Origin of the sequence: Neobacillus bataviensis LMG 21833 (genome assembly GCF_000307875.1) — a bacterium.
GTDB lineage: Bacteria > Bacillota > Bacilli > Bacillales > Cytobacillaceae > Neobacillus > Neobacillus bataviensis.
Genome location: NZ_AJLS01000185.1, coordinates 1 through 25,479, shown reverse-complemented (window position 1 = coordinate 25,479; position 25,479 = coordinate 1). Strand labels below are relative to the sequence as shown.

Here is a 25,479-nt window from a genome sequence, read left to right as displayed (position 1 = left end):
ATTAAACTCCCTCGCTTTCAATTTTTTTAAGAATGTCTAAAAGTGCTTCATATTGAAGCTTATAGCCGCCGGCACCATCCAGCCCTTTGTTGTCCTTAATAATCTCGGTTGCGTCTTCAAGCTCTAAGTCCTTTAAAGAATCAAAGAGAACAAGATGTGGTTCAAGAGTTAAAAAGCCTTTGTAGCCGCTCTTAATAAACTGAGCTAATAGTTCGGGTATTTTTCCTTCTCCAGTTCCACAGACAACGTTTTGACTATCCGATGTTACAGCATCCTTTATGTGTATATAAACAATCTCATCTTTTAAGAGATCGTAACACTCCTGTGTATCTTCACCGCACTGTACGAAATTAGCAAAGTCGAAAATCCCTTTAAAGTAAGGTGATCCTACCTCCGTTAAAATCTCATGACAGCGTCTAGCGATATCACCAAAGATATCCTTTTCATTTTCATGCAGTAAAATTACATTGTACTTTTCTGCAATGGCTGCAAATTCCTTTAGCTTGCTAACTACCTCATCACGATACTGATCTGCATCCTCACCCTTAGGAATGTAGAAGCTGAAGATTCTCATATATTTGCAATCGAGCAAGTTGCTAATTTGGCAAAGCGTGTCCAACATCAGCTTTTGCTTGGCAAAGCCTTCTTCATCGTTGATGAATACTTTACCGATTGGTGAGCCGATGGAAGAAACACCAATTCCAGCTTTTTGAAGCCTTGGCTGTACCTTCTCTTTGATTTCATCAACAGTAAAATCACCAATATTTTTCCCATCAATGCCACGTAATGATAGATACCGCATGCCGAGGTTTGAAACAACCTCAAGCTGTGTATCAAAATCAGACGAGATTTCATCTGAAAAGCCAGAAATCAATAAATCCTCATTCATTTATAGAGAATCCTCCTTTGTTGTTGATGTGCTGGATGTAAGTTTATTTTTGCGGTAACGGGATGGTGTTACCCCTACCTTTTCTTTAAAAAAGCGGCTGAAATGGGCAACACTTTCAAAGCCGGCCGCACTTGATACTTCAGCTAAGGTAAGATTTGGTTCCATTTCTAATAAAAACTTCACCTGGTTAAGTCGGCAGCCCATTACATATTCCATCACGGTAAAACCGGTTACTTCTTTAAAAACGTGTGATGTATAATATTTACTTAAATTTAGTTCAGTTGAAATTCGATCCAAGCTAATTTTTTCAGCATAATGGTCATTAATCCATGAGGCAATTGCCTCAGCATGGACTTCCTTTTCTGTTTTATTGCTTGGAACATGTGCTAATTCTTGTTGACTCATTTTATAAATTCTTAAGAGTAATTGTACTAATTCAAGCTTGACCTCAGTCTCTAACAGGTCATTCTTTATGCCTGTCCGCTGTATTTCTTCATCCTCTTGTGCCAGCAATCCGGCAATTTTTTTCATCTGGCCATCAATATATTGGCCTGATTCATTGTAACCCGTTCGTAATAGGTAATTGTTGAGCTTTTTAAATGGATCTAATAAATCAGGGATCCCAAGTACAGAGGCAATTTCAGCCATCCATGCTGGTGAAAAGTGAATCATACTTCTTGTATAAGTGCTCTCTATGTTCGGGTTCGGTTTATGCAATGTCATGCCATCCAATAGGATAATATCTCCCGGATGCAATTCATAAATTCGATTACTGATTAAATACTTACAATCTCCTCCGCAAAAGAAATAAATTTCATATTCATGATGGGAATGAAATTGAATGGAATAGGAATCTACTCCTTGGACTCTGTATAATGCTGTAATCCAGTTATCCATCTTTACTTGATTCATAACACCAACCCTTCTAAGTAAGCGTTATCAAACCTTGATATAATTTTAATCCTTCTGTACTTAAAAAGCATTCTCCATGAATGCTCATTTTATTTATAAATTTGACTGATATTGCTTTTTGGAATGAAATCTAAGGCAATTATTTCAAAAAAAAGAGACAAAACCAGCCCTTTCATGGAAAGTTTTGTCTCTTATAAGGAAAACAGGTGAAGCTTACTCCATCCAGTTAGTATGGAATACCCCTTCTTTATCAACTCGTTGATACGTATGTGCACCGAAATAGTCACGCTGTGCTTGCAATAGGTTTGCAGGAAGCGTTTCAGTGCGATAGCTGTCATAATATGCAATTGCGCTTGCAAATGAAGGCACTGGAATTCCGCGCTCAATCGCAACAGCCAACACTTGGCGTAGTGCGGATTGATAGCCTTCAACAATTTCCTTAAAGTATGGATCTAATAATAGATTCGCTAATTCTGAATCACGGTCGTAGGCATCTTTAATTTTTTGTAAGAATTGAGCACGAATGATGCAGCCGCCGCGGAAAATCATCGCGATATTTCCGTATTGAAGATTCCAATCATATTCTTCAGATGCCACACGCATTTGGGCAAAGCCTTGTGCATATGACACAATTTTGCTCATATATAATGCTTTACGAACGGCTTCAATTAATTCTTCTTTATTTCCTTCAAATGGTTTTACAGCTGGGCCATTTAATACTTGACTAGCTTTAACACGTTCTTCTTTCATTGCTGAGATAAAACGGGCAAAAACTGATTCTGTGATGATTGGAAGAGGTACACCTAAATCTAAGGCATTTTGGCTTGTCCATTTACCTGTACCCTTTTGGCCAGCAGTATCTAAAATCAAATCAACCAATGGTTTACCTGTTTCTTCATCCACTTTTGTAAAAATATCTGCAGTGATTTCAATTAAGTAGCTGTCAAGTTCACCTTTATTCCATTCAGCAAAAACATTATGAAGTTCTTCTGTACTTAATCCAAGCACATTCTTTAAAATAAAGTATGCTTCACAAATTAATTGCATATCGCCATATTCAATGCCATTATGAACCATTTTCACATAGTGACCGGCACCATTTGGTCCAATATACGTACAACATGGATCTCCTTCAACTTTCGCCGAAATCGCCTCTAATATTGGCTTTACTAAATCATATGCTTCTTTGTTACCGCCAGGCATAATGGAAGGTCCTTTCAATGCCCCTTCTTCACCGCCGGAAACACCAGTGCCGATAAAATGGAACCCTGCATTTGCTAGTTCTTTATTACGTCTAATTGTATCTTGGAAGAAGGTATTACCGCCATCAATAAGAATATCGCCTTCTTCAAGGAATGGTTTTAATGAATCAATCGTTCCATCTGTTGCATTACCAGCTTTAACCATCAATAAAATTTTACGTGGTTTTTCTAACGAATTAACAAATTCCTCAACGGTACGGGCACCGACAAAGTTTTTACCTTCTGCTTCGTTCTTCAAAAACGCCTCTGTTTTATCATATGAACGGTTAAAAACGGCAACCGAATAGCCGCGGCTTTCAATATTTAAAGCAAGGTTTTTTCCCATTACCGCTAGACCAACTACACCAATTTGTTGTTTTGACATTTTATATCCCTTTCCTTTCTAAAATCAATATTACCTATTCTAACCTATTTTTGATCTTAATTCATATAATTAAACACTTATTTTACCTATGTAATCAAGGGGGAGAAACCTCAATGTAGTTCTCCCTGTCATTGCAAAGCCATTATCTTTCTAAAAAGAATTTTTCGGCATTATGATAGCAAATGTTCCGTACCATTTGCTCCATATGCTTCATGTCATTTGGCGCCAAGCCTTGCTCTACCCATCCACCTAGAATGTTACATAGAATGCGACGGAAATAGTCATGACGTGCATAGGATAGGAAACTGCGCGAATCAGTCAGCATACCAATAAAGTGGCTGAGTATGCCAACATTAGCAAAGTCCTTCATTTGTCTTTCCATGCCATCAATATGGTCTAAGAACCACCAGCCAGAGCCCAGTTGGACTTTTCCTGGAATACCTTCTTCATAGAAGTTCCCCATCATCCCAGCTAGCACGACATTATCTTTTTGATTTAAGTTAAATAATACTGTTCTTGGTAAGGCATTTTCCTGATCAAGTGCATCAAGGAAGCGGGACAAGCCTTCAGCCATATTCGCTTCGCCAACAGAATCAAAGCCAGTGTCAGGGCCAATAAGCTCTTTCATTTTTGTATTATTGCTTCTCATAGCACCCATATGCAGCTGCATAACCCATTGTTTTTCAGCATACATTTTCCCTAATTCTTTCAAAACAAAAATACGATACGCAACTAATTCTTCGTTTGTAAGTTGCTCCCCGCTTAAACGTTTATTGAAAATGGCTTCAACTTGATTTTTCGTTGTTTCCACATACTCCATTTTTTGAATATCATGGTCCGAAGCTCGGCCGCCATTTTCATGGAAATAATCAACCCGCTGTTTAAGCGCAGCTAAAAATCCATCTAATGTATCTGCCTTTATACCTGAAACCTGAGCTAGCTTTTCAATCCAGCTAGTGAAAGTAGGACGATCAATGAAAAGAGCACCATCAGGACGGAATGTTGGAGCAATCATTGTCTTAAAAGAATCATCATTTTTTAATAATTGATGATATTCAAGGGTTGAAATCGGATCATCTGTTGTACCAATAAACTTCACATTAGATTTTTCAATAAGAGCTCTTGCACTAAATTCAGGTGTTTGTAATTTTTCATTGCATTCATCCCAAATTTCTCGAGCTGTTTCCGGACTTAGTAATTTATCAATGCCGAAATACATTTTCAGTTCTAATTGTGCCCAATGATAAACAGGATTTCCGATTAAATGAGGCATGGTTTCTGCCCAAGCTTCGAATTTCTCCCAATCAGAAGCATCACCGGTAATGTATTTTTCCGCTACACCATGCATCCGCAGTGTCCGCCATTTATAATGGTCTCCCCCAAGCCAAATTTGGGTAATATTTTCATATGACTTGTTTTCCCATACTTCCTGTGGATTTAAGTGGCAATGGAAATCAAAAATTGGCGCCTCGGCTGCCGCATTTTCATATAGTTGGATTGCTGCGTCTGTGTTTAGCAAAAAGTGTTTGTCTAAAAAGGACTTCATCAAAATTCCTCCCGATTTACTAAAATAATTACAATTTATCATACTTTCCTGTAAACCCTTTCAATGCATTTAAAAAAATATAAAATTGCTCTTTTCTTTTAATTTGTTTAATAAACAAATTAACTATATTCCTACCATATCATGTTTAGTATGTTTCGTCAATTGACAGTTTATGAATTAATTTAATTATACTAATCCATGCCTGTCATTACCTGTTATAATAGAAGAAGATTGTTAGAAGGGGTACTTCGCCAATCTGCGAGTCCCTAAGATAGGAAAGTTTCCTTTCCTATCTGCTTAGAAATGGAGGATAAGAATGGTTACCGGTGATGCGGCTTATATAAAAAAAATTAATCGCTCTTTAATCATCCGAGAAATTGTAAAAGAAGGAATGATTTCAAGGGCTGACTTATCGAAGGTCACTGCCCTGACACGAGCAACGATTTCAGCACAAGTAGCAGACTTACTAGATGAAGGATTAATTATCGAAACACAACTAGAGCATAATCATGTAGGGCGGAAGCCTATCATGCTGTCATTAAACGGACAAGCTGGCTATGCGCTTGGTATTGACCTCGATTATGGTCAACTTTCATTTACCCTTTCCAATCTTCTTGGTCAGCCTATTTCTTCTACTACTATTGAAATAGATACTACAGACTATTTTAAGATTCTGCACCTTTTAATGGAGCAGATTCAAAAATACAGATCTGCGTACACAGACAGCCAATACGGGATTGTTGGAATTGTCATAGCTATTCATGGCCTTGTCGCAACAGACGAAATTGTTCATTATGTACCAAGGTTTAACTGGCATGACGTACACTTAAAGAATGATTTAGAAAAGGTACTGGGCATCAATATTTATCTTGAAAACAATGCGAATCTTTCTGCCTTTGCCGAGAGAGTGTTTGTTCACCATGAGACGAATAATCTTTTATGTGCTACCCTCTATTCCGGTATTGGTCTTGGGATGATGATGAACAGCGAATTTTTTCGCGGCCACGACGGGTATGCAGGTGAAGCTGGTCACATGATTATTATGCCAGGTGGAAAGCCCTGTAATTGCGGAAACAAAGGTTGCTGGGAAAAGTATGCCTCCGAATCAAGCATTTTTGAATATCTTTCTGAAAAAAGAAAGATTAAGAATCTTACCTATGAACAAATTCAAGGATGGATTGATGAAGGTGACGAAGAAGTACACGAATTGCTAGAGCAATTCATTTACTACCTTTCAATTGGATTAAATAATATGATTAACATGTACAATCCAGATGTACTTGTATTGGATAGTGAATTGCTACGGATATATCCGAACTCTTTGGATAAGATTAATAAAAATCTCCATTCTTCCATCAGCCACTATCGGGAATTATTGATATCCTCGATCGGGAAAAAATCCTGTGGTCTTGGAGCATGCGCACTAGCTATCAAATACTTCCTTGAGGTGCCGATGTTGAATTTTTATTACAATGAGCAAAAGGAGAAAAATGTAAGCGTCATCAACTAGTCTATTTATTTTAAAATGAAAGAACCCCCTAAAGCTGTAAGCTAATAGGGGGTTCTTAGTTTTTTCTATGAAGTTTTATTTTTGAGACTTTCTCATTTCAGCTAAATCAACAGTAAGTTGATTTGTTCGTTTCTTATTTAATGGATACAAGAAAACTAAAATTAGGAAAATCACGGCTAGGATCACTGCTGGTACTAAAGTACCGAGTGTATGAATACCTTGTAATGCTTCATGACTTTGCGAATGACGAGTTGCGTCGTATCCAACTGCTGCAATCGCAATACCACCGATACCGCCAGCAAGTGCTTGACCTAATTTACGAGCAAACGAATATATAGAATAAACGGTTCCATCTTCTCGTAAACCGGTTAAATATTCATGAAAATCAATGACATCTGTTACGAATGCCCAAACTACTAGATTAAAGAATGCGTATCCAAACATTGCAAAAGATAAAATGGCTATAAATTGAGTGGCATTTAAGTTTGGTAAGAAGTACAAAAGAAGATAGACAACGGCTGCAAGTAATAAACCTGCTGCAGCTGTTTCCTTTTTACCAAATTTCGCTACTAATGGTTTTATTGCCGGCATAGCAATAAACACTGTAACCGTTTGAATGAGTCCGACCATACTTAATGCTGCTGCGTTACTAAAATAATCTTTAAACAAATACACATTAACAGCACCGATAAGCATAAAGCACATCATAAAAGCTAGCGAAGCGATTAGGATCCACATTAAAGGTTTGTTTTTCACAAGACCTTTTACTGTTTGACCAAAATTAGCCTCTTGCTCCTTCGTTTTAGTTGCAATCACACGCTCAGTTGAAAGTTTATAACATGCCATGTAACAAGATAGAGAAAGTACACCGAAGATAACGGCTGCTAAGAGAAAATGGTTGGCATCTGCCTTATTGTCAACAAACACAACCAATGGGCCAACGACATTAATGATTAATCCTGCTAACGATGAACCCAATGTTCTGAAAGTAGATAACGTTGTTCGTTCAACCGGATCACTTGTAATAACAGACGCCATTGAGCCATAAGGAATATTAACTGTACTATAAAAGGTACCCCATAAAATGTAAGTGACAAAGGCATATGCTAGATAAAACCCATTAGACATGCCTGGAATGTGTACGAACATTAAAACACCTGTAATAACTAGTGGAAAGGACATTCTAAAAATCCAGGGTCTGAATTTACCATTTTTCCCCGATTTCCTTGTATCAATGAAGCGGCCCCAAGTAACATCTGCTACCGCATCCCATAACCTGGCAACTAAAAAGAGAATTCCCACTGTTGCTGCACTAATACCGAAAACATCCGTATAGTATACCATTAAGAATGAACTAACTAGCATAAAAAAGAAATCATTTCCAAAGTCACCAAATAAATAACCCATTTTATCTCTCATACCAAATTTTCTGTGCTCAGCAGTTGAAGCCCCTGATTCTACTGGTTCTAATTTCCTAGCTGTTTCACCCAATTTAAACCCCTCCATCACTTATGTTTTGCTTTAGCAAAAAACAACAATAATTCCTTCCAAGGGATAAAGGCCTACAAATGTATGTCTTATTTCCTCATCAGTTTTCTAATATTCTGCCTCTTGAAATCCTTTTCAAAACAAGATAAAAGATAAATTTATTCTAGAGTTTGAAGCGATTTCATTTAATTTGTTTAGTAAACTAACTAATTAGTACATAAACAGATTACCACCTTCGACATTATTCGTCAATAAATTTTGTAAGCGGTTATCTTAAAAAATTATGCCATTTTTGAGAATTTCTTATAAAGATAAAAAGCCCCGATCTCATTTTCATGAGTATCGGGGCTGTCATTATTGTATTGTGTCCTAACTAGGATCAATAAAGTAGTATTTAGTTTTGTACCTTTCTTCTTTCAGCTAAATCAGCAGTAAGCTGCATGGTGCGTTTTTTATTTAATGGATAAAAGAATACCAAGATTAAGAAAACAACAAGGAGAATCACGGCAGGTACTAACGTTGCCAGTGAATGAATTCCAGACAGCGCCTCTTGTGTTTGTGATTGGCTTGTTGAGTTATACCCAACTGCAGCAATCGCATAACCGCCAAGACCACCCGCAACAGCTTGACCTACTTTACGAGCAAATGAATAGATAGAGTATACGGTTCCATCTTCTCGCAAACCAGTTAAATATTCATGATAATCAATTACATCTGTTACGAATGCCCAAATCACTAGGTTAAAGAAGGAGAATCCAAACATTCCAACAGCTAATACACCGGTAAATTGACCTGCAGTTAAGTTAGGTAAGAAGTACAATAGTGTATATACAATGATAGAGAGGAATAGTCCTCCAGATGCTAATTCCTTTTTACCAAACTTAGCTACTAACGGTTTAACCATAGGCATAGCAATGATTAAAGCAACAGTCTGTATAAGACCTACCATACTTAATGCCTTCGCATTGCTGAAATAATCTTTAAATAAGTAAACGTTTACTGTCCCCACAAGCATGAAGCATACCAAGAAAAGTAATGAGGCAACTAAAATCCAAAGCAATGGTTTGTTTTTTCCAAGGCCCTTTACTGTTTGCGCAAAATTTCCTTTTGGTGTTTCAGATTCAGGAGCAACGATTCGTTCAACAGTTAATTTATAACAAGCCATATAACATGTTAGTGAAAGAATACCGAAAATAATGGCACCAAGAATAAAACGATTTGCATCAGCCTTATTATCTACAAATAAAATTAATGGGCCTGCAACATTGATAATTAATCCCGCTAACGCACCGCCAAGTGAACGGAAGGTTGATAAAGTTGTCCGTTCGACAGGATCTGACGTCATCACAGATGCCATTGAACCGTAAGGAATATTTACAGTACTATATAAAGTTCCCCATAAAAGATAGGTTATAAATGCATAGGCTTCATAAAATCCAGTAGACATCCCTGGAATATGCACGAACATTAATACACCCACGATTACAAGGGGGAAAGACATTCTAAAAATCCATGGTCTGAATTTACCGTTTTTCCCGGCCTTTCTAGAGTCAATGAAACGTCCAACAGTAACATCCGCAATGGCATCCCACAAACGTGCAACTAAAAAGAGAGTTCCTACAAGCGCTGGACTAATATGATAAACATCTGTATAGAAAACCATTAAGAACGATGCTGCTAAAATAAAGAAGAAATCATTTCCCCAGTCACCAAACATATAACCCAATTTATCTCTCATTCCAAAGGGACGGACAGTATTTCCAATGATAGATGTTGATGAAGTATCTAATTTTTTTGCAGGTTGACCCATTTTTTACCCCTCCAATTGATTAGCTGTAAATGAAAGATTTCTCCCACAAATACGCCTTCTTTTTCTTTTAATTTTCTTTTGTTTTAAACATGTAAACCTTTTCACTTACGTTTAAAAAAAATCATTTCCCAACTCGAGTATGGATTTATATTCCATTAATTTGTTTATTAAACTTACAAATTAATTTGTAAACTTAGAATATCACCCTTCTTTCTATTCGTCAACAACTTTTTGTAAGCGCTAATATAAAAAGTTTTTTGAATTTAAAACTCAGCTTTTAAAGGAAAAGGAAATAAACAAAGGGATGTTAAATCGTAGAAACTTACCACGACAAACATCCTTTATTTCTTAAATGGTAAAAAGTTCACATTATTTCGAATATTAATCTTCCCTATTTTGAGTTTTGTCAGCTGTTTTCCCTTCCATTATCACACGATCAATATCCAAATATGGTTTACCTCGAATTGCCTCGTTTGTAACAATCTTTATTGTTTCTTTCTTCTTTTCCTTCATCAATCCTTACCTCCAAAGTTTACTTTTGTAATTATTTTGTCCTTTTTTTTATGATTAACTCAAATCAAGTACAAAAGTCACTTAATGTTCAAGAACTTCACCTTTTGTTCATCTTTGGGTAAAAAGATCTCTTCTATAATTAATACATTGGATCAAAAATAAATTGATGGGTTGTGTTTGAATGGAAAGATTGCTTTATGTGACGGCAAATCCAAAAGGCCTTGAGAAATCAAAAGGGTTACAAATTGGGGAGGCTTTTCTTGAAGCTTTTAAGCAGGATCGTCCAGACGTTGAAATAAAGAAAATGGATTTGTTCACTCTAGATTTTGCCCAAATGGACGCAGACCTAGTTTCTGCAAGGGGAAAATTAGCTGGTTACGGCTATACCTTGGATCAATTGACAGATACAGAACGAGAAAAAATCCTAAAAATGCTTGCTCTTGCTGATGAATTTATAACATATGATTATTATGTTTTTGTGTCTCCAATGTGGAATTTGAGTTCACCTGCGGTATTAAAGGCCTTCCTCGATAATTTATTTGTATCTGGAAAGACTTTTGCTCACACTCCTAACGGGCCAAAAGGGCTTTTAGTGAATAAGAAAGCCATCCATATCCAAACAAGAGGTGGGCAATATACAGGGACTCCGCTACAGGAAATGGAATCAGGCGACCGCTATTTAAATATCGCCCTAAGCTTCCTGGGAATAGAGGTAATGGATACAGTAATCGCGGAAGGTTTTGATTTATATCCGCAAAAGATACCTGAAATTATCGAAAGGGCAAAAGAAGATGCCAGACTTGCTGCTAAAGAAATAGCAAAGGCGAAAGCCTTTCAAATATAAAATGAAAGGTAGAGAAAGCTTCTTCTTAAGGAAGCTTTTTTCACTTCCACATTAATTTACCTTTCTGACTTTGTCAAAAATAACAAATACATTGTATAATGGATAGTATTGCATATTGACTTTCATTTCTATCCCAGGAGAAAATACATGTTCAGAGATTTTGTTTCAAATGCCACATTATTAATTGCTTCCTTTTCTATTATGGGAATGATCTTTAAGAACAAGCCCTTACAATATTCCTCACCAATTTCAACAAAACTATACTGGGGTCTTTGTTTTGGGTTTCTAGGAAATATTTTAATGATGTTTAGTATTCAAGTTAGTTCAACCATCATTGCAGACCTAAGGCATCTTGCCATTGTTATTGCAGCCGCCTTTGGTGGTTTTATCCCGGCACTCATTGCGGCATTTCTTATTGCACTTGGAAGAATAATTCTTTTTGGCTTTAGTCAAACATCCCTACTCCCATCTATTAGTGCACTGCTCATTGGGATCTTTTGCGGCGTTATCTCAAAAGTTAACATAAATCGAACCACAAAGGCTTTTATCATGAATTTAATTGGATTATTCATTATATCCACCATCTTTATCATAAGGATTGACGATTTCCAAATCCTCAAGAATTTGTTAACTCTGCATTTTCTAATCTCTTTACTTGGAGGGTTTATTGCTTATCATTTTTTTGTATTTGTTGTTGATTCAAATGAAGCGCATATACAGGTAAAACAAAATCTTATCAAATTAAAAGAAACTGAGGAACGGTTTCGCTTAATAGCTGAATATTCCAGCGATATGATTACCATGCACAATGAAAAAACGGAGTATATTTATATTTCACCGGCAGTGGAGGAAATTATTCATTTTGAATATCCAGAACTATTAGGGGAAAAAATGGAGAACTTTATTCATTCCGATGACATTGAGCGTACTAATGAGATGTTTGCAAAGGCACTCTGTGATGGTGTTGCTGAATGTACTTATCGATTCCGTACAAAGTCTGGGGATTACGTCTGGATTGAATCTAAGCTAAAAAGCGTTCATTTCCAAGAAGACGGTAGTAAAAAGGTCATCATTGTTTCAAGAAATATTACCGAACGGAAACTTACTGAAGAAAAATTACATGAGGCAAATGAGCTGTTAAATCGTCTTTCCTATATGGATGGTTTAACAGGGATTTCAAATAGGAGATTTTTTGATGAAACCCTTAAGAAGGAATGGTCAGAATCATTAGTTTTACAGGCACCTTTAACCCTAATTATGTTCGATATTGACTATTTTAAAAAATATAATGATACATACGGTCATCTTACCGGAGACTTTTGCTTACAATCAATTGCTCAAGCAATAAAGGGGTTGATTTCAGAGGCATCAGGGTATACCCTATGCCGTTATGGCGGGGAAGAATTTGCCCTTATCTTGCCATCCACGACAACAGAAGGTGGAATGAAAATGGCTCACACTATTCAACGGACAGTGCAATCTCTTAAAATTCCCCATATTAGTTCTGAAATCGCAAATATTGTCACATTAAGTATCGGACTTGCGTCAATGGTTCCTACTTCAACCTCAAAGCCGCATCTGTTAATTAAAGAGGCAGATACTGCTTTATATTTATCTAAAACAAACGGCAGGAATACCATTTCAACAAATTTATAAAATATGGAAGGATCCTAAATGGCAATCCTTCCTTTTTCTATTTCATGTATTTTGCCGAACTCCCCCCTTTTCCAAATATTTCGCAAATTTTGTTGTAACTTGTGGAATTTCCATGTAAAATTTTCCTATAAGCCCAGTAAATCTTGGCATGGAACGCTAAACAAGTTTTGGATGGTGAAGAAAATGGAAATTACGAAACACCTTTTCTTAAATCTCTCCCTTTTTATCATTCTTCTATTTTTTTGTTTGATATTTCTCGAAAAGGGTAAATTTACCTTATCTAAATCTTCATTAAACATTATTTTTATTGCAACTTTATGGCTTTGTATTCAGTTCTCCTATAACCCCGTTCCATTTTCCAGGTATGATTTAAGGATTATACCCTTAGTCCTTGGCGGGCTTTATGTTGGAATAGGTCCAATTCTTATTTTTGCTTTACTTATTTTAAGAGTTCTCTACGGATTGGATATAGGCTTTATAGAAACAGCTATCCTTTATATACCATTTGCCGCTGTTCTTTGGAAATTACATCCATGGTTTTTGAAACAATCCCCTGAAAGAAGGATTTTTGTAACAGTCTGTTTGGGGATGATCCTTGCTATTTTGACTGTGTTTGGAATGAGTCTCTCGCAAAAACACTCAAACCTGTTTGATGCTTGGTTTGCCTATCTTGTTATTCCTTCACTCGGAATTGGCATCATTTCGTACGGGATTGAATTTGTTAGAAAAAATAATGAAATGCAGCAGCAACTGATTAAAGCGGAGAAATTAAAGGCGGTCGAACAAATGGGGGCTGCTATATCCCATGAAATTCGCAATCCTTTAACCGCTGCCAGCGGATTCGTTCAGCTTCTGCAGGATGACTACCTTTCAAGGCAAAAGAGAAAAGAATACTTATCCATCGTTAAAGAAGAATTAAATTCCGCTGAAAGGGTCATTCAGGATTACTTAACCTTTGCAAAGCCATCTTTGGAGACGTATGAGGAACTGAATGTAAAAAGTGAACTCCGGCAAATCATCAATATCCTTCAACCCTTAGCAAATCAAAATTCAGTGGAAATTATTACTGACTTTTCTGTCATCGGTTTTATTAAGGGGGATGGACAGAAGTTCCGCCAATGCTTCGTGAATGTGCTCAAAAATGCCATTGAATCGATGCCCTCAGGGGGTTATTTAACGATTTCAACCGAATTTACCCAAAGCTTTGTAACCATTAAGGTGGAAGATACAGGTGTGGGAATGACAAATGAGCAATTGGATCGATTAGGTGAACCTTTCTATTCCACAAAAGGGAAAAAGGGAACCGGGCTCGGCATGATGGTCGTATATAGTATAGTCCGAGCAATGGATGGGTCAATTTGGGTAGAGAGTGAAATAGGCAAGGGTACAACCTTTCTTTTTGAATTTCCAACGATTACTGCAATCATGAAAAAGGAACAAACCATCAGAGCTTAGGCTTCTGTTGGTTTGTTCCTTTCTGGTTATTTACCTATAAACATTTGTGACCAATTCTTCCCTGCTTCTTCAAATCCAACCCCAATATTTGTATATTTTGAACTAAGAATATTAGCCCGATGTCCTTCGCTGTTCATCCAGGCAGTTACAACTTCTTGAGGTGTTCTTTGCCCTTGAGCAATATTTTCTCCAGCAGACTTATATGTTACTCCAAAATCTCTCATCATATCGAACGGGGATCCATAAGTAGGACTTGTATGTGAAAAATAGTGATTTTGCTGCATATCCACAGCTTTCTTTTGAGCAACCCCGCTTAACTGTGTATCAGCTTTTAATGCCGGGAGTCCATTCTTACTCCGCTCTGCATTTGTTAAATTAATTACTTGCTGAACATATTGACTTACATTCCCAGTCGTTGGGGCATTATTTTGTTTCGGAGCCGCCGGTTTTGGTGTTGGTGCCGGTTGTGCCTTCTTCGGAACCGGTGCTGGTTTTGCCTGTTTTGGAACCGGTGCTGGTGCCACAGGCTGCTGCGGGGCAGGAGCTTGTACATTTGGAACCGGGTTTTGCTGCCCAATATTTGGCAGTGATTGTTGGATATATGGTTGTATCTGTTGGGTTATCCAATCCCCTTGTTTAGGATTGACCCGGATAAACTGATATTTTGCATCTTGGATTAATACCGCTCTGGTATGAGGATATTGATCACTATTCAAAGTTGTTTGATACGCAGAAATCGTGTCTCGATTATTTTTTCTATTTTTATTCCGATCATTAAACCAATTTAAATCACTTTCACTGTTATTGCGATTTGTATAATCCTCAGTAAGCAGACCATTGTGGTCGATACCGTCATCTCTGCCATTTCGCATATCAATAAAATGGTTATTCCTGTTGGCTGTATTCATGCCTACCCGATCAATGGTATTGTCATTTATATGATTATTGTCATTGTTATTACAAGCAGCAAGTCCCATTGTTAGAACAGCTGTTAATAGTAACCCAACCGGTTTTTTTATCAATTGTAAAACCCCCTTTTGAAAAAATCATCTTGCCTTCTTATTTTGATTTTTTCGGGGGAAGTTATAAGTGGTAATATCCGACTAAAATAGTTATCGTTTCATTTGAATCATAAATTTATAACGATCCGCACGGTAAACTGATTTCACAAATTCTACGGGAGTGCCATCATTCAAAAAGGTATTTTGTTGGATGTGCATCACAGGTGCCCCTTTTGGAATATTTAAAAGCTCTGCCTCATCTTGACTGGCAATTGATGACTCAATAATCTGTGAAGCACTTTCGATTCGTAAGCTTAATTCGCCTTCAATATATCCATAAAGCGATTGATTAACAATTTCTTCTGTTAATCCCATAATAAGGTCCGATGAAAGATAATTCGTTTCCAATGCCATTGGGACACCATCTGCTAAACGGATTCGTTTAATTTCATAAACGAGTCCATTTTCAGAAATCTTTAATTGACCAGCAATCTGACTTGTAGCTGGAATAATTTCAAACCTAACAAGAATGCTCTCAGGGTTAAGTCCTCTTGCTTTCATGTCTTCGGTGAAGCTTGTAAGCCCCTGCAGTGGCTGTTCAATTTTTCGCTCCGCTACAAAAGTGCCCTTTCCTTGGAGCCGGAATAAATACCCTTCATTCACCAGCTGGGTAAAAGCTTGTCTGACTGTCATCCGGCTAATTTGATATTTCTCAGCATATTCTCTTTCTGGTGGAAGGGCATCACCTGGACACAATTCACCATTATCAATTAATCCTTTAATGTGTTCCTCAAGCTGATAATAAAGTGGAATGGGGGAATTTTTGTTTATCATTCTCCTTACATGCACCCTTCTAATTTAACTGTGAATTCTCAAACCCGAAACTGCCGATTTTTCAGCAATAATTGTAACATATGGGTGATTTTTCAGCGCAGAAGCTGGAAAACCTTCTGTAATATTTCCATTTAAAAGCCTGCTCATTGCTTCTTTTTTTGTCTCTCCAGAAACTAATAGTAGAATTTCTTTACTTTTCATTATGGTTGAAATCCCCATTGTTATTGCCTTTGTGGGCACTTCTTCAATTCGATTAAAGTACCTTGCATTTGCCTTTATTGTCGAAGGAGCCAATTCAATGACATGTGTTTGAGAGCTAAAAGCTGTCCCAGGTTCATTAAATCCAATATGACCATTGCTACCGATACCAAGAATTTGCAAATCAACCCCGCCATTTTTGACAATTAATGATTCATAACGAAGACATTCTTCCTCAACATCTTTACTATTTCCTTGCGGAACAAATGTGTTATTTTTATTGATATCAATATGATTAAACAACTGCACATCCATAAAGTAGCGATAGCTATTTTTATTTTCACCTGAGAGACCGATGTATTCATCTAAATTGAATGTGGTAACGTTTCGATAGGAAGTCCCATTTTCCTGATAATCTTCAATTAATTTCTTGTAGGTTCCGACAGGGGTTCCCCCCGTTGCAAGCCCCAGTTTGATCTTTGGATTTTGACAAACCTTTTCAATAATATATTCAGCTGCTTTCAGACTCATTTCTGTATAATCCTTCACTTCAATAATTTTCATGATTAGTTTTCCTCCCTTTTATAGGCAAGTATCCCCCGGCAAAATGTCATAAAGACATCCATATTCTCATCAAGGATGACTAGATCTGCATCCTTCCCAACAGCGATACTTCCTTTTCTGTCATACACATTTAATTGCTTCGCCGGATTGACTGAAGCCATTTCGATGGCTTCCCCTAACGAGCATCCTGTATAGGATAAAATATTTTTTACGGCATGCCCTAATTTTAAAATGCTTCCTGCAAGTGTCCCGTCAGCAAGAACTGCTTTTCCATCTTTTACGGTCACTTCTTGACCACCCAGGTCATACATACCATTCTTCAAGCATTTAGCCCGCATGGAATCAGTGATTAAAATTAAACCATCGCTATGTTTGTTTTTGAAAGCAAGATTTACCATCTCCGGATGAACATGAACCCCATCAACAATGATTTCCGCTTTTAATTCTTTTCGTAAAAATGCCGCACCCACGACACCAGGTTCACGGTGATGCAGTCCTCTCATTTGATTAAAGAGATGTGTTACATGGTTCGCACCTGCTTCAATAGCCTCTCCTACTTGTTCAAAGGTTGCATCCGTATGACCGATTGATGCGATAATACCATGCTCCTTTAAGTAGCGAATCATCGCTAATCCACCAGGCTGCTCCGGGGCAAGCGTCACCAGTTTTATTGTCCCACGGGAAAGTCTTTGCCACTCTTTGAATAATGGGAGATTAGGATCGACAATATGCTGTATTGGCTGTGCTCCTGCTTTTTTGGCATTTACAAACGGCCCTTCAAGATGAAGACCTAGTATTTCCGCTTTTCCATATGCTGGCTGGGTTTCAATATATTCACCGGCATTTAGTAATGCCTTTTCAATTTGTTTACCTTCTTGGGTCATTGTGGTAGCTAAAAAGCTTGTTGTCCCTTCTTTTGGCAATGCTGCAACAATGGTATCCAAAGCCTCTTTGGTTCCGTCCATTGTGTCAGCACCATTTACACCATGTATATGGACATCAATAAAACCCGGTACTGCATGAAACTGAGCGGGAACTTCCATTACCTTAAAGTTCTCCTCATGGACAAGTTCCTCTAATGTGCCGAATTCTGCAATTTTTTGATCTTTTATTTTTATATACCCATTATCGATGATCTTGCCTTCGGAATAAATTTGAATACCCTTAAGTAAAATATGATTATATGCTTGAATCATCTTCAATTACTTCCTTTCAGGTTATATCTTTATATTATACCTAAGAAGTATAGTTGTCTATACCAATTTAGTGAATAGAAAAAATCGACAGGCACCGAGTCCTGTCGATATTTTTAGGCATATAATGTTGACTCTTCCTGTTGAAAGAAGCTCTTCATTGCATGAAATACATCTGCTTTTTGCTTAAGAATATAATACCGGAAATTTTCATCCTTGATGTTCTTGTAAGCTGACATTAAGGTAGAATGTCTGTTGTACTGATTGACCTCTCCATAGCCAAACATATTAGATACCTTCATTAGCTCCTCTACTAGCTTCACACAACGGGCGTTATCCGATGTGAGATTATCACCGTCTGAAAAGTGGAATGGGTAGATGTTGAACTTTCGCGGATTGTATTTAGTGTCAATGATCTCCAGGGCTTTACGGTATGCGGATGAGCATATAGTTCCACCGCTCTCACCTTTCGAGAAAAAGTCTTCCTCCGTAACTATTTTCGCCTCGGTATGGTGAGCGATAAACTCAATTTCAACTGTCTCGTATTTTGTTCTTAAAAACCGGGTCATCCAGAAGAAAAAGCTACGTGCCATATATTTTTCCCATATTCCCATACTTCCACTAGTGTCCATCATCGCAATCACAACAGCTTTCGAATCAGGCTTCACCACTTCGTTCCATGTCTTAAATTTCAAATCCTCTTTATAAATTGGGTGGAATGCCGGCTTTCCAGTCATGGCATTTCGTTTAAAAGCAGACATCATCGTCCGTTTTTTATCAATGTTCCCCATTAATCCTGTTTTTCTAATATCGTTGAATTCAATATTTTCAACAAGATGCTCTTGTTCTTCTTTTTTCTTTAAATTTGGTAGCTCTAATTGTTTAAATAATGCTTCTTCCAACTCCATTAATGACACTTCTGCTTCAAAATAATCTTCGCCGGCTTGATCCCCTGCCCCTTGACCTTTACCGGGAGCTTTTTGACCGCTCGAACCGTCACGTGCTACTACGTCACCGACTTGACTGTCACCGTCACCTTGGCCCACGTGTTTGTTTTTGTCATAATTATAACGAATTTTATATTCGTCCAATGAACGGATCGGAATTTTTACCACATCACGACCATTAGACATTATGATGCTCTCTTCTGTAATTAAGTCTGGAAGATTGTTGCGAATTGCCTCCTGGACTTTTTCCTGATGCCGAACTTGGTCATCGTGGCCTTTACGGTGGAGGGACCAATCTTCTCTAGAAATCACAAATTGATGGTTATCGGTTGACATTAATACCCCTCCTTATGAAATTATTTAAGTCAATACTGCACACTTTTTTAACAAATACATAAGATAACGCGAATGAAAAATTCAGGTAAAGTATAGATTACTTTATCCTATGCAGAGATAGAGAATAATTTACAAATAATTTCGACAATTGGGTTTTCACCTAAGAAAATGGACGAGATTAGAAATGCGGAATCGCCTTGCTCAGGGGCGACAGGCATAAGACGAGCAGGCGAGAAGGTTGCTCTTTAACCTTCTTGACTGATTGGCTTATGACCCCGAGCCCCTAGGCGCTGGAGCTGGACAATTCTCAAAGTTGAAAGATTATAAATTATACCTTATATTGGAAAAAAAGGGACTGACAGATACGTTCTGCCAGTCCTCACTATTTTAATCCTCATCTACTCTATCTGTTTAATAAACTCCCGACATAACGCAATAATTCATTAGCCGATGTTGAGTTATAACCATGTTCATCCACTAACCGCGCGACAACATCATTAATCTTCTTCAATTGCTGCTCATCTGGGGTTTTCGATGAAGTAGTAATCTTGACAACATCCTTAAGATCCGCAAACAACTTCTTCTGAATCGCTTCCCTGAGGCGATCATGCGAATTATAATCAAAACGTTTGCCTTTTCTCGCGAAGGCTGAAATTCGGATCAATACTTCCTCCCTGAAGGCCTTTTTGGCGTTTTCAGAAATACCAATCTGCTCCTCAATCGAACGCATCAGCTTTTCATCTGGATTGATTTCTTCCCCCGTTAATTGATCACGGAGCTTATTCTTATTGCAGTAAGCCTCTACATTATCAAGATAATTATCCATTAAAGTTTTGGCTGATTCTTCATACGAGTAAACAAATGCTTTTTGAACTTCCTTCTTGGCAATATTATCATACTCTTTCCGTGCTAAAGAGATATAATTCATATAGCGGTCACGCAGCTCAGCGGTAATCGACGGGTGTTGATCAAGCCCATCTTTTAATGACCGCAATACGTCAAGTGCATTAATGGATGGTACTTCTTTTCGAATAATCGTTGACGAAATACGGTTAATCACATAACGAGGGTCAATTCCGCTCATCCCCTCATCAGGATACTCGCGCTTCAGCTCTTCGACATCCGCCGTATTAAATCCTTCCACGTTTTCACCATCATAAAGGCGCATTTTTTTCAGTAAGTCAATATCGCCTTTTTTCGGTTCCTTTAAGCGTGTTAATATGGTAAACATCGCTGCTACTTTTAACGTGTGTGGTGCAATGTGAACATCCGACACATCACTTTCGTTAATCATCTTTTCGTAAATTCTTTCTTCCTGTGAAGCTTTTAAGTTATATGGAATCGGCATAACGATAATTCTCGAATGGAGTGCTTCATTTTTCTTATTGGAGATAAAGGAACGATATTCCGTTTCGTTTGTATGAGCCACAATCAGCTCATCAGCTGAGATTAGCGCGAACCGGCCTGCTTTAAAGTTTCCTTCTTGGGTTAAAGATAATAAATGCCAAAGGAACTTCTCATCACATTTTAACATCTCCTGGAACTCCATCATCCCGCGGTTTGCCTTATTGAGTTCACCATCAAAGCGATAGGCGCGTGGATCTGATTCAGAACCAAATTCAGCGATTGTTGAAAAATCAATGCTTCCTGTTAAATCAGCAATATCCTGAGATTTAGGATCGGATGGACTAAACGTTCCAATACCTGTTCGTTTATCTTCGGAGAAGAAAATTCTTTCAACTAAAACATCCTCGATTCTGCCGCCATACTCCTGCTCAAGACGCATCATATTCAGCGGTGAAAGATTCCCTTCAATCCGAATCCCATACTCATCATGGAAATCCTTTCGCAAATGATGCGGAATTAAGTGAAGCGGATCCTCATGCATTGGACACCCTTTAATAGCAAAAACAGAACCGCGATCCGTAAGTGAGTATGCCTCTAGCCCTCTTTTTAGCATCGTAACAAGAGTGGACTTCCCGCCGCTTACCGGACCCATTAACAGTAAAATACGTTTCCTAACATCTAATCTTTTGGCTGCCGGATGGAAGTATTCCTCAACTAAACGCTCTAGCGATTCCTCTAACCCAAATAATTGATTACTGAAAAATTCGTACTTCCTCTTCCCTTTTTCTTCTGTGATTCCAGCATCCTTAAGCATATTATAAACCCGTGAATGTGCAGATTGTGCTACCCATGGCTTCTCTTTTAACAACTGTAAATAGTCAGCGAATGATCCTTCCCAACGGAGCTTCTCTTCTTCTTCGCGAAACATCTCGATTTTTTTTAAAATATCCATAAAGGCCCTCCCCCTGTAGTAGCTTAATCAGAGACGATTAATATACTCTATGCACTAAGGAACTTGAACATGCGTAACCATCGTGAGTTACAGTCTATTTTTATTTCAATAAAAGGAATCTTGCTCTTTTCATTTTTTAAAGTTAGGCTATAATAAAACTATATGTTGAAAAACTAAAAAGTTGTATGACGAAGGGGGCAATACATAACATGAATACTTTCATCGTTATTTTAGTAATGATTGCATTCTTATCGGCAATCTTCACTTCAGGTTATAACGACAAACCGGGTGCAAATAAATAATACAAAAAGGGCTGCCGGTACCGGCAGCCTTTTTTATTGTTATTTTAAATGTGCAAAGTTTTGCTGGCGCAATGCTTCATAAATGAGAATTGCAGCCGTATTGGATAAATTTAAGGAACGAATATGTTCAGTCATGGGAATTCTTAGAGCAGTTTCTTTATTTTTTTCGATTACCTCTTTTGGAAGACCCGTTGTTTCCCGTCCAAAAATAAAATAATAATCTTTGCTGGGATTACTATAATCAAAGCTGCTATATTGCTTTTCCCCAAATTTGGTAATATAGAAGAATTCACCGCCGGCATTCTTTTCAAAAAATTCTTCTAAGGAATCATAATAGGTTATATTTACATATTCCCAATAATCTAAACCAGCTCGTTTTAACATCTTATCGTCTGTAGAAAAACCTAACGGACGAATTAAATGTAAAGAAGTATCTGTGCCTGCACAGGTACGGGCAATGTTCCCTGTATTTGATGGTATTTGTGGTTGATATAAGACTACATGGTTGGACACGAATTTCACCTCGAATAAAAACTCTACAGGCAATTATACCACTTTCATTCATCTGTTCAAGGAGGAAGATTTCTTATTCATCAATAATGGCATAAAACTTATATTTAATGTTCGGGGTATAAGCGGAGGAATCCTCATATGCCCAATACCGCATTCGGCTGTTATAAGTATTGGCATTCACTAATGGCATCCCATCGGCATCCTTACCCGTTACAATCGTATTATGATTAAATCTGCCATCGCCTTCAAAGTCATAGCAAATAATGTCCCCTAAAATCAGTTGATCAGGACTGCTGACTTCCCTTGCTCTAAGGCCACTTTTCGAGTTTCCAAAATAGTTTTTTAGTGAATGTGCCACTGCCCAACTATAGCTCCAATTCGTACGCTGGTACCACCAGCCATTCCCTCGGTTCGGATGACCCCTCATAGGTGCCTCCCCCGCTCTAAGACATTGAGAAATATAGTTCGTACAATTATTTTCAAATGATTTAAAAGCAGGATTATACGTGTTCCACCAGCGCTCTGCATATTGGACAGCTTTAAGACGATTATATTGATAACTTATTCGGTTATCCTGTTCATCCGATTCCGAAGCTTTTACATCCTGAACTGGCTGCGGATTACTAAAAGGCTTGGTAATTTCCTCATCCATTACTAAAGCCCCCTTGTAAAACTTAGCAATCCTTTCCTCCATTTCTTCTTCTAGATAAAGGAGATCTTTTTGTTTGATTAAATATTGATAATGGGCGAGGTATTTCAGCGTTTGAAATTCATCCTCCACAGCCTCCTCGACAATTTTACCGGAGGCTTTTACCTTTACAATATCTGCAGACCTTTTTGCTGCTGCCGCATGTTTCCGTTCTGCCTTTGGAAAAAATAACTTATTACCTCTTTTTTCAGAAACAAATAAATCCAGCCTTTTGTCAAATAAGTCTTGAAGTAATTCACGCATATTCTTCACCCCTCTCTTTTTATACATATGATTAGTTGAAAGATTTAATATAAAAAAAGAGCTAAACCCATGTGGTTTGCTCTTCACCTATTTATTCAAACTTAAAGCTTTTTCGATTTCTATTTGAACTGCGGAATCTGTTTCCACTGCTTTTGCCTTTTCTAACGCAGCAAAAGCAGTCTCACCGCCAATTTTTCCAAGAGCCCATGCAGCCGTCCCTCTCGCTACAGGGCTTGCTTCATTTTTTAATACCTCAATTAAGTCAGAAACAGCACTTTCATCCTTAAAATGGGCAAGAGCAATCATCGCATTTCTTTGTATCGGCTTTTTGCCTCTCCAAGAACCTGAAACATCACCAAACTTATTTTTAAATTCACGATTGCTTAATTGTAAAATAGGTCTCAATAATGGTTTTGCTACTTCAGGATCCGGTTCCATTTCTTCGTGAAAATGAAAGTTCTTCACCTTGTTATGTGGACATGCGGTCTGGCAGGAATCACAGCCGTAGACGCGATTTCCTATCTTTTCACGGAATTCATCAGGTATAAACCCTTTTGTCTGTGTTAAAAATGAAATACAGCGCTGGGCATTAATCTGGCCGCCCTGGACTAAGGCGCCTGTTGGACATGCCTCCAAACACTTTGTGCATGACCCGCATTGGTCTTCAATTGGTGTGTCTGGTTCAAAGGGGATACTGGTAATCATTTCACCTATATAAACGTAAGAGCCAAATTCCGGGGTAATAATGGCACAGTTCTTTCCGCTCCAGCCAATACCCGCTCTTTCAGCTACGGCGCGATCTGAAAGCTCTCCCGTGTCGACCATTGATTTCAATCGAGCATCGGGTACCTTCATTTTTATGAATTCTTCTAATTTTTTCAGCTTGTCACGGAGTAAATGATGATAATCAAGACCCCATGAAGCCCTGCTGAAGATCCCTCTTCTCTCACCCTTCTTACTCACCACACGATCCTTCATTTTGGATGGATAGGCTAAGGCAATCGAAATAATCGAACGCGGTTCATCTAGCAATAAGGTGGGGGTAACCCGCTTCTCAATATCCGGCTCCTCAAATCCTGAATGATAGCCAAGCTCCTGCTGTCTTATTAATCTGTTTTTAAGTTCAGAGAAAGGATCAGCGGTTGTAAATCCAATCTTATCAATTCCTATTTCTTTACTATAGGCAATAAGTTCTTGTTTGAATTTTTGAACGTCCACTCAAAGTCCCCTCCTTTCCCATATAATTGATCTATTAAAGTGGATAAATTATTAGCATCGCATCTACTTATGATAAACTATTTTTAATGAATTTTGGAGGTGAAAACGTTGGAAATTCAACTTTCTTCAGATATAATCGAGCAAATTCCCGACTTTAAGCTTGGGGTTATTGAATACAGAAATATTACGGTTGGCGATTCACCACAAATGCTGAAGGGCAGGCTGCAGCTTTTCCAAGAGTCTATTTATTTTGATTTAGAAAATAAACAGGTAACAGATCTTCCTAGCATTCTAGAATGGCGGAATATTTTTAAAAAGACGGGAAAGGATCCTAACCGATATCGGCATTCCGCAGAAAGCTTGTATCGGAGAGTAAAAAAGCAAAATTATCTAACTACTGTTCAAAGCGCTATCGACATCAATAATTTTTTCTCATTACAATATCAAGTGCCTATTGGAATCTACGACCTTGATTTAGTACAAGGGCTTGTAGAAATCCGGATTGGTAAAGATGGCGAAGAATACATTGGATTGAATGGGAGGAAGAACTCCTTGGAGAGACTAATCGTGGCTGCTGATCAAGAAGGGCCGTTCGGTAGTCCTTTTGTCGATTCTGAAAGGACACCAGTAACGGTTAATACGAAAGATGCTTTGCAAATTATTTATTTGCGACCGTCAACAGATATTGAAAATGCTAATAGACTGACTGAATCCTTAATGAACATGTTTACGCAAATACATGGAGGGGAAGCTTCTTACCGAATTCTAGGATGTCTATGAGGCATCCTTTTTCAAAAGAAAAAACGCAACGCATCGTTCTCCTATGTAACGATACACTGCGTTAGTTAATATGTATGGAGCGGGTGATGAGAA

21 protein-coding genes are annotated in these 25,479 nt (G+C 37.9%); 5 read left to right on the top strand and 16 right to left on the bottom strand.

What is annotated here, in order from left to right; all coding sequences use genetic code 11:
• Position 1: 1 nt before the first annotated feature.
• From BABA_RS25330 to uxaC, 4 genes are all read right to left on the bottom strand, one after another.
• Positions 2-889 carry a sugar phosphate isomerase/epimerase family protein gene (locus BABA_RS25330; protein WP_007088134.1) on the bottom strand — a complete coding sequence of 296 codons (888 nt, stop codon included), beginning with the start codon at positions 887-889 and terminating at the stop codon, positions 2-4.
• Positions 890-1,801 carry an AraC family transcriptional regulator gene (locus tag BABA_RS25325; RefSeq protein WP_007088133.1) on the bottom strand — a complete coding sequence of 304 codons (912 nt, stop codon included), beginning with the start codon at positions 1,799-1,801 and terminating at the stop codon, positions 890-892.
• A gap of 213 nt (positions 1,802-2,014) precedes the next feature.
• Positions 2,015-3,427 (bottom strand): NADP-dependent phosphogluconate dehydrogenase, encoded by a 1,413-nt coding sequence (gndA, locus tag BABA_RS25320; RefSeq protein ID WP_007088132.1) that lies wholly within the window; start codon positions 3,425-3,427, stop codon positions 2,015-2,017.
• A gap of 142 nt (positions 3,428-3,569) precedes the next feature.
• Complete coding sequence (uxaC, locus tag BABA_RS25315) at positions 3,570-4,973, bottom strand: glucuronate isomerase (RefSeq protein WP_007088131.1); 1,404 nt, start codon at positions 4,971-4,973, stop codon at positions 3,570-3,572.
• A gap of 316 nt (positions 4,974-5,289) precedes the next feature.
• Between uxaC and BABA_RS25310 the strand changes: the two genes are divergently transcribed.
• On the top strand, positions 5,290-6,483 hold the full coding sequence (locus tag BABA_RS25310) for an ROK family transcriptional regulator (protein WP_007088130.1): 1,194 nt from the start codon (positions 5,290-5,292) through the stop codon (positions 6,481-6,483).
• A 75-nt stretch (positions 6,484-6,558) separates the two neighbouring features.
• On the opposite strand, the gene BABA_RS25305 is transcribed toward BABA_RS25310, so the two are convergent.
• From BABA_RS25305 to BABA_RS28345, 3 genes are all read right to left on the bottom strand, one after another.
• Positions 6,559-7,974: an MFS transporter gene (locus tag BABA_RS25305; protein ID WP_007088129.1), complete on the bottom strand. Its 1,416-nt coding sequence runs from the start codon at positions 7,972-7,974 to the stop codon at positions 6,559-6,561.
• Between the two features lie 391 nt (positions 7,975-8,365).
• Complete coding sequence (locus tag BABA_RS25300; protein WP_007088128.1) at positions 8,366-9,781, bottom strand: MFS transporter; 1,416 nt, start codon at positions 9,779-9,781, stop codon at positions 8,366-8,368.
• A gap of 381 nt (positions 9,782-10,162) precedes the next feature.
• Positions 10,163-10,294: a hypothetical protein gene (locus BABA_RS28345; protein WP_268870175.1), complete on the bottom strand. Its 132-nt coding sequence runs from the start codon at positions 10,292-10,294 to the stop codon at positions 10,163-10,165.
• A 181-nt stretch (positions 10,295-10,475) separates the two neighbouring features.
• Between BABA_RS28345 and BABA_RS25295 the strand changes: the two genes are divergently transcribed.
• The 3 genes from BABA_RS25295 (at position 10,476) to BABA_RS25285 (ending at position 14,249) form a co-directional block, all read left to right on the top strand.
• Positions 10,476-11,138 (top strand): FMN-dependent NADH-azoreductase, encoded by a 663-nt coding sequence (locus BABA_RS25295; protein WP_007088127.1) that lies wholly within the window; start codon positions 10,476-10,478, stop codon positions 11,136-11,138.
• A 147-nt stretch (positions 11,139-11,285) separates the two neighbouring features.
• Positions 11,286-12,794 carry a diguanylate cyclase domain-containing protein gene (locus BABA_RS25290; protein WP_007088126.1) on the top strand — a complete coding sequence of 503 codons (1,509 nt, stop codon included), beginning with the start codon at positions 11,286-11,288 and terminating at the stop codon, positions 12,792-12,794.
• 462 nt (positions 12,795-13,256) lie between these two features.
• Positions 13,257-14,249, top strand: coding sequence for a sensor histidine kinase (locus tag BABA_RS25285; protein ID WP_235749810.1), 993 nt, complete (start codon positions 13,257-13,259; stop codon positions 14,247-14,249).
• A gap of 26 nt (positions 14,250-14,275) precedes the next feature.
• On the opposite strand, the gene BABA_RS25280 is transcribed toward BABA_RS25285, so the two are convergent.
• From BABA_RS25280 to queG, 9 genes are all read right to left on the bottom strand, one after another.
• Entirely contained in the window at positions 14,276-15,271 is a 996-nt protein-coding gene (locus BABA_RS25280; RefSeq protein ID WP_007088124.1) for a CAP domain-containing protein, read from the bottom strand.
• A gap of 90 nt (positions 15,272-15,361) precedes the next feature.
• Positions 15,362-16,084 carry a GntR family transcriptional regulator gene (locus tag BABA_RS25275; RefSeq protein WP_007088123.1) on the bottom strand — a complete coding sequence of 241 codons (723 nt, stop codon included), beginning with the start codon at positions 16,082-16,084 and terminating at the stop codon, positions 15,362-15,364.
• 24 nt (positions 16,085-16,108) lie between these two features.
• Entirely contained in the window at positions 16,109-16,846 is a 738-nt protein-coding gene (gene nagB / locus BABA_RS25270) for a glucosamine-6-phosphate deaminase (protein ID WP_007088122.1), read from the bottom strand.
• A gap of 2 nt (positions 16,847-16,848) precedes the next feature.
• On the bottom strand, positions 16,849-18,042 hold the full coding sequence (gene nagA, locus BABA_RS25265) for an N-acetylglucosamine-6-phosphate deacetylase (RefSeq protein WP_007088121.1): 1,194 nt from the start codon (positions 18,040-18,042) through the stop codon (positions 16,849-16,851).
• A 113-nt stretch (positions 18,043-18,155) separates the two neighbouring features.
• The gene (yhbH, locus tag BABA_RS25260; RefSeq protein WP_007088120.1) at positions 18,156-19,322 is read right to left on the bottom strand and encodes a sporulation protein YhbH; all 1,167 of its coding nucleotides are present in this window, start codon (positions 19,320-19,322) and stop codon (positions 18,156-18,158) included.
• Positions 19,323-19,725: 403 nt separating this feature from the next.
• Entirely contained in the window at positions 19,726-21,621 is a 1,896-nt protein-coding gene (locus tag BABA_RS25255; RefSeq protein ID WP_007088119.1) for a PrkA family serine protein kinase, read from the bottom strand.
• Between the two features lie 341 nt (positions 21,622-21,962).
• Complete coding sequence (gene trmL / locus BABA_RS25250; RefSeq protein ID WP_007088118.1) at positions 21,963-22,436, bottom strand: tRNA (uridine(34)/cytosine(34)/5-carboxymethylaminomethyluridine(34)-2'-O)-methyltransferase TrmL; 474 nt, start codon at positions 22,434-22,436, stop codon at positions 21,963-21,965.
• A 73-nt stretch (positions 22,437-22,509) separates the two neighbouring features.
• The gene (locus BABA_RS25245; RefSeq protein ID WP_007088117.1) at positions 22,510-23,388 is read right to left on the bottom strand and encodes an amidase domain-containing protein; all 879 of its coding nucleotides are present in this window, start codon (positions 23,386-23,388) and stop codon (positions 22,510-22,512) included.
• Between the two features lie 87 nt (positions 23,389-23,475).
• Positions 23,476-24,606, bottom strand: a complete 1,131-nt coding sequence (queG, locus tag BABA_RS25240; protein WP_007088116.1) for a tRNA epoxyqueuosine(34) reductase QueG — start codon at positions 24,604-24,606, stop codon at positions 23,476-23,478.
• Positions 24,607-24,714: 108 nt separating this feature from the next.
• Here queG and BABA_RS25235 point away from each other — a divergent pair, with 108 nt between their 5' ends.
• A complete protein-coding gene (locus BABA_RS25235; protein ID WP_007088115.1) occupies positions 24,715-25,386 on the top strand; it encodes a B3/B4 domain-containing protein in 672 nt (223 codons plus the stop codon).
• Positions 25,387-25,479 lie beyond the last annotated feature (93 nt).

Coding starts and splice junctions, on each gene's coding strand:
- BABA_RS25275 (WP_007088123.1), bottom strand. CDS start 16,084: ATGATAAACAAAAATTCCCCCATTCCACTTTATTATCAGCTTGAGGAA.
- uxaC (WP_007088131.1), bottom strand. CDS start 4,973: ATGAAGTCCTTTTTAGACAAACACTTTTTGCTAAACACAGACGCAGCA.
- yhbH (WP_007088120.1), bottom strand. CDS start 19,322: ATGTCAACCGATAACCATCAATTTGTGATTTCTAGAGAAGATTGGTCC.
- BABA_RS25300 (WP_007088128.1), bottom strand. CDS start 9,781: ATGGGTCAACCTGCAAAAAAATTAGATACTTCATCAACATCTATCATT.
- nagA (WP_007088121.1), bottom strand. CDS start 18,042: ATGATTCAAGCATATAATCATATTTTACTTAAGGGTATTCAAATTTAT.
- nagB (WP_007088122.1), bottom strand. CDS start 16,846: ATGAAAATTATTGAAGTGAAGGATTATACAGAAATGAGTCTGAAAGCA.
- gndA (WP_007088132.1), bottom strand. CDS start 3,427: ATGTCAAAACAACAAATTGGTGTAGTTGGTCTAGCGGTAATGGGAAAA.
- BABA_RS25325 (WP_007088133.1), bottom strand. CDS start 1,801: ATGAATCAAGTAAAGATGGATAACTGGATTACAGCATTATACAGAGTC.
- BABA_RS25290 (WP_007088126.1), top strand. CDS start 11,286: ATGTTCAGAGATTTTGTTTCAAATGCCACATTATTAATTGCTTCCTTT.
- BABA_RS25295 (WP_007088127.1), top strand. CDS start 10,476: ATGGAAAGATTGCTTTATGTGACGGCAAATCCAAAAGGCCTTGAGAAA.
- BABA_RS28345 (WP_268870175.1), bottom strand. CDS start 10,294: ATGAAGGAAAAGAAGAAAGAAACAATAAAGATTGTTACAAACGAGGCA.
- BABA_RS25245 (WP_007088117.1), bottom strand. CDS start 23,388: ATGCGTGAATTACTTCAAGACTTATTTGACAAAAGGCTGGATTTATTT.
- BABA_RS25255 (WP_007088119.1), bottom strand. CDS start 21,621: ATGGATATTTTAAAAAAAATCGAGATGTTTCGCGAAGAAGAAGAGAAG.
- BABA_RS25310 (WP_007088130.1), top strand. CDS start 5,290: ATGGTTACCGGTGATGCGGCTTATATAAAAAAAATTAATCGCTCTTTA.
- BABA_RS25330 (WP_007088134.1), bottom strand. CDS start 889: ATGAATGAGGATTTATTGATTTCTGGCTTTTCAGATGAAATCTCGTCT.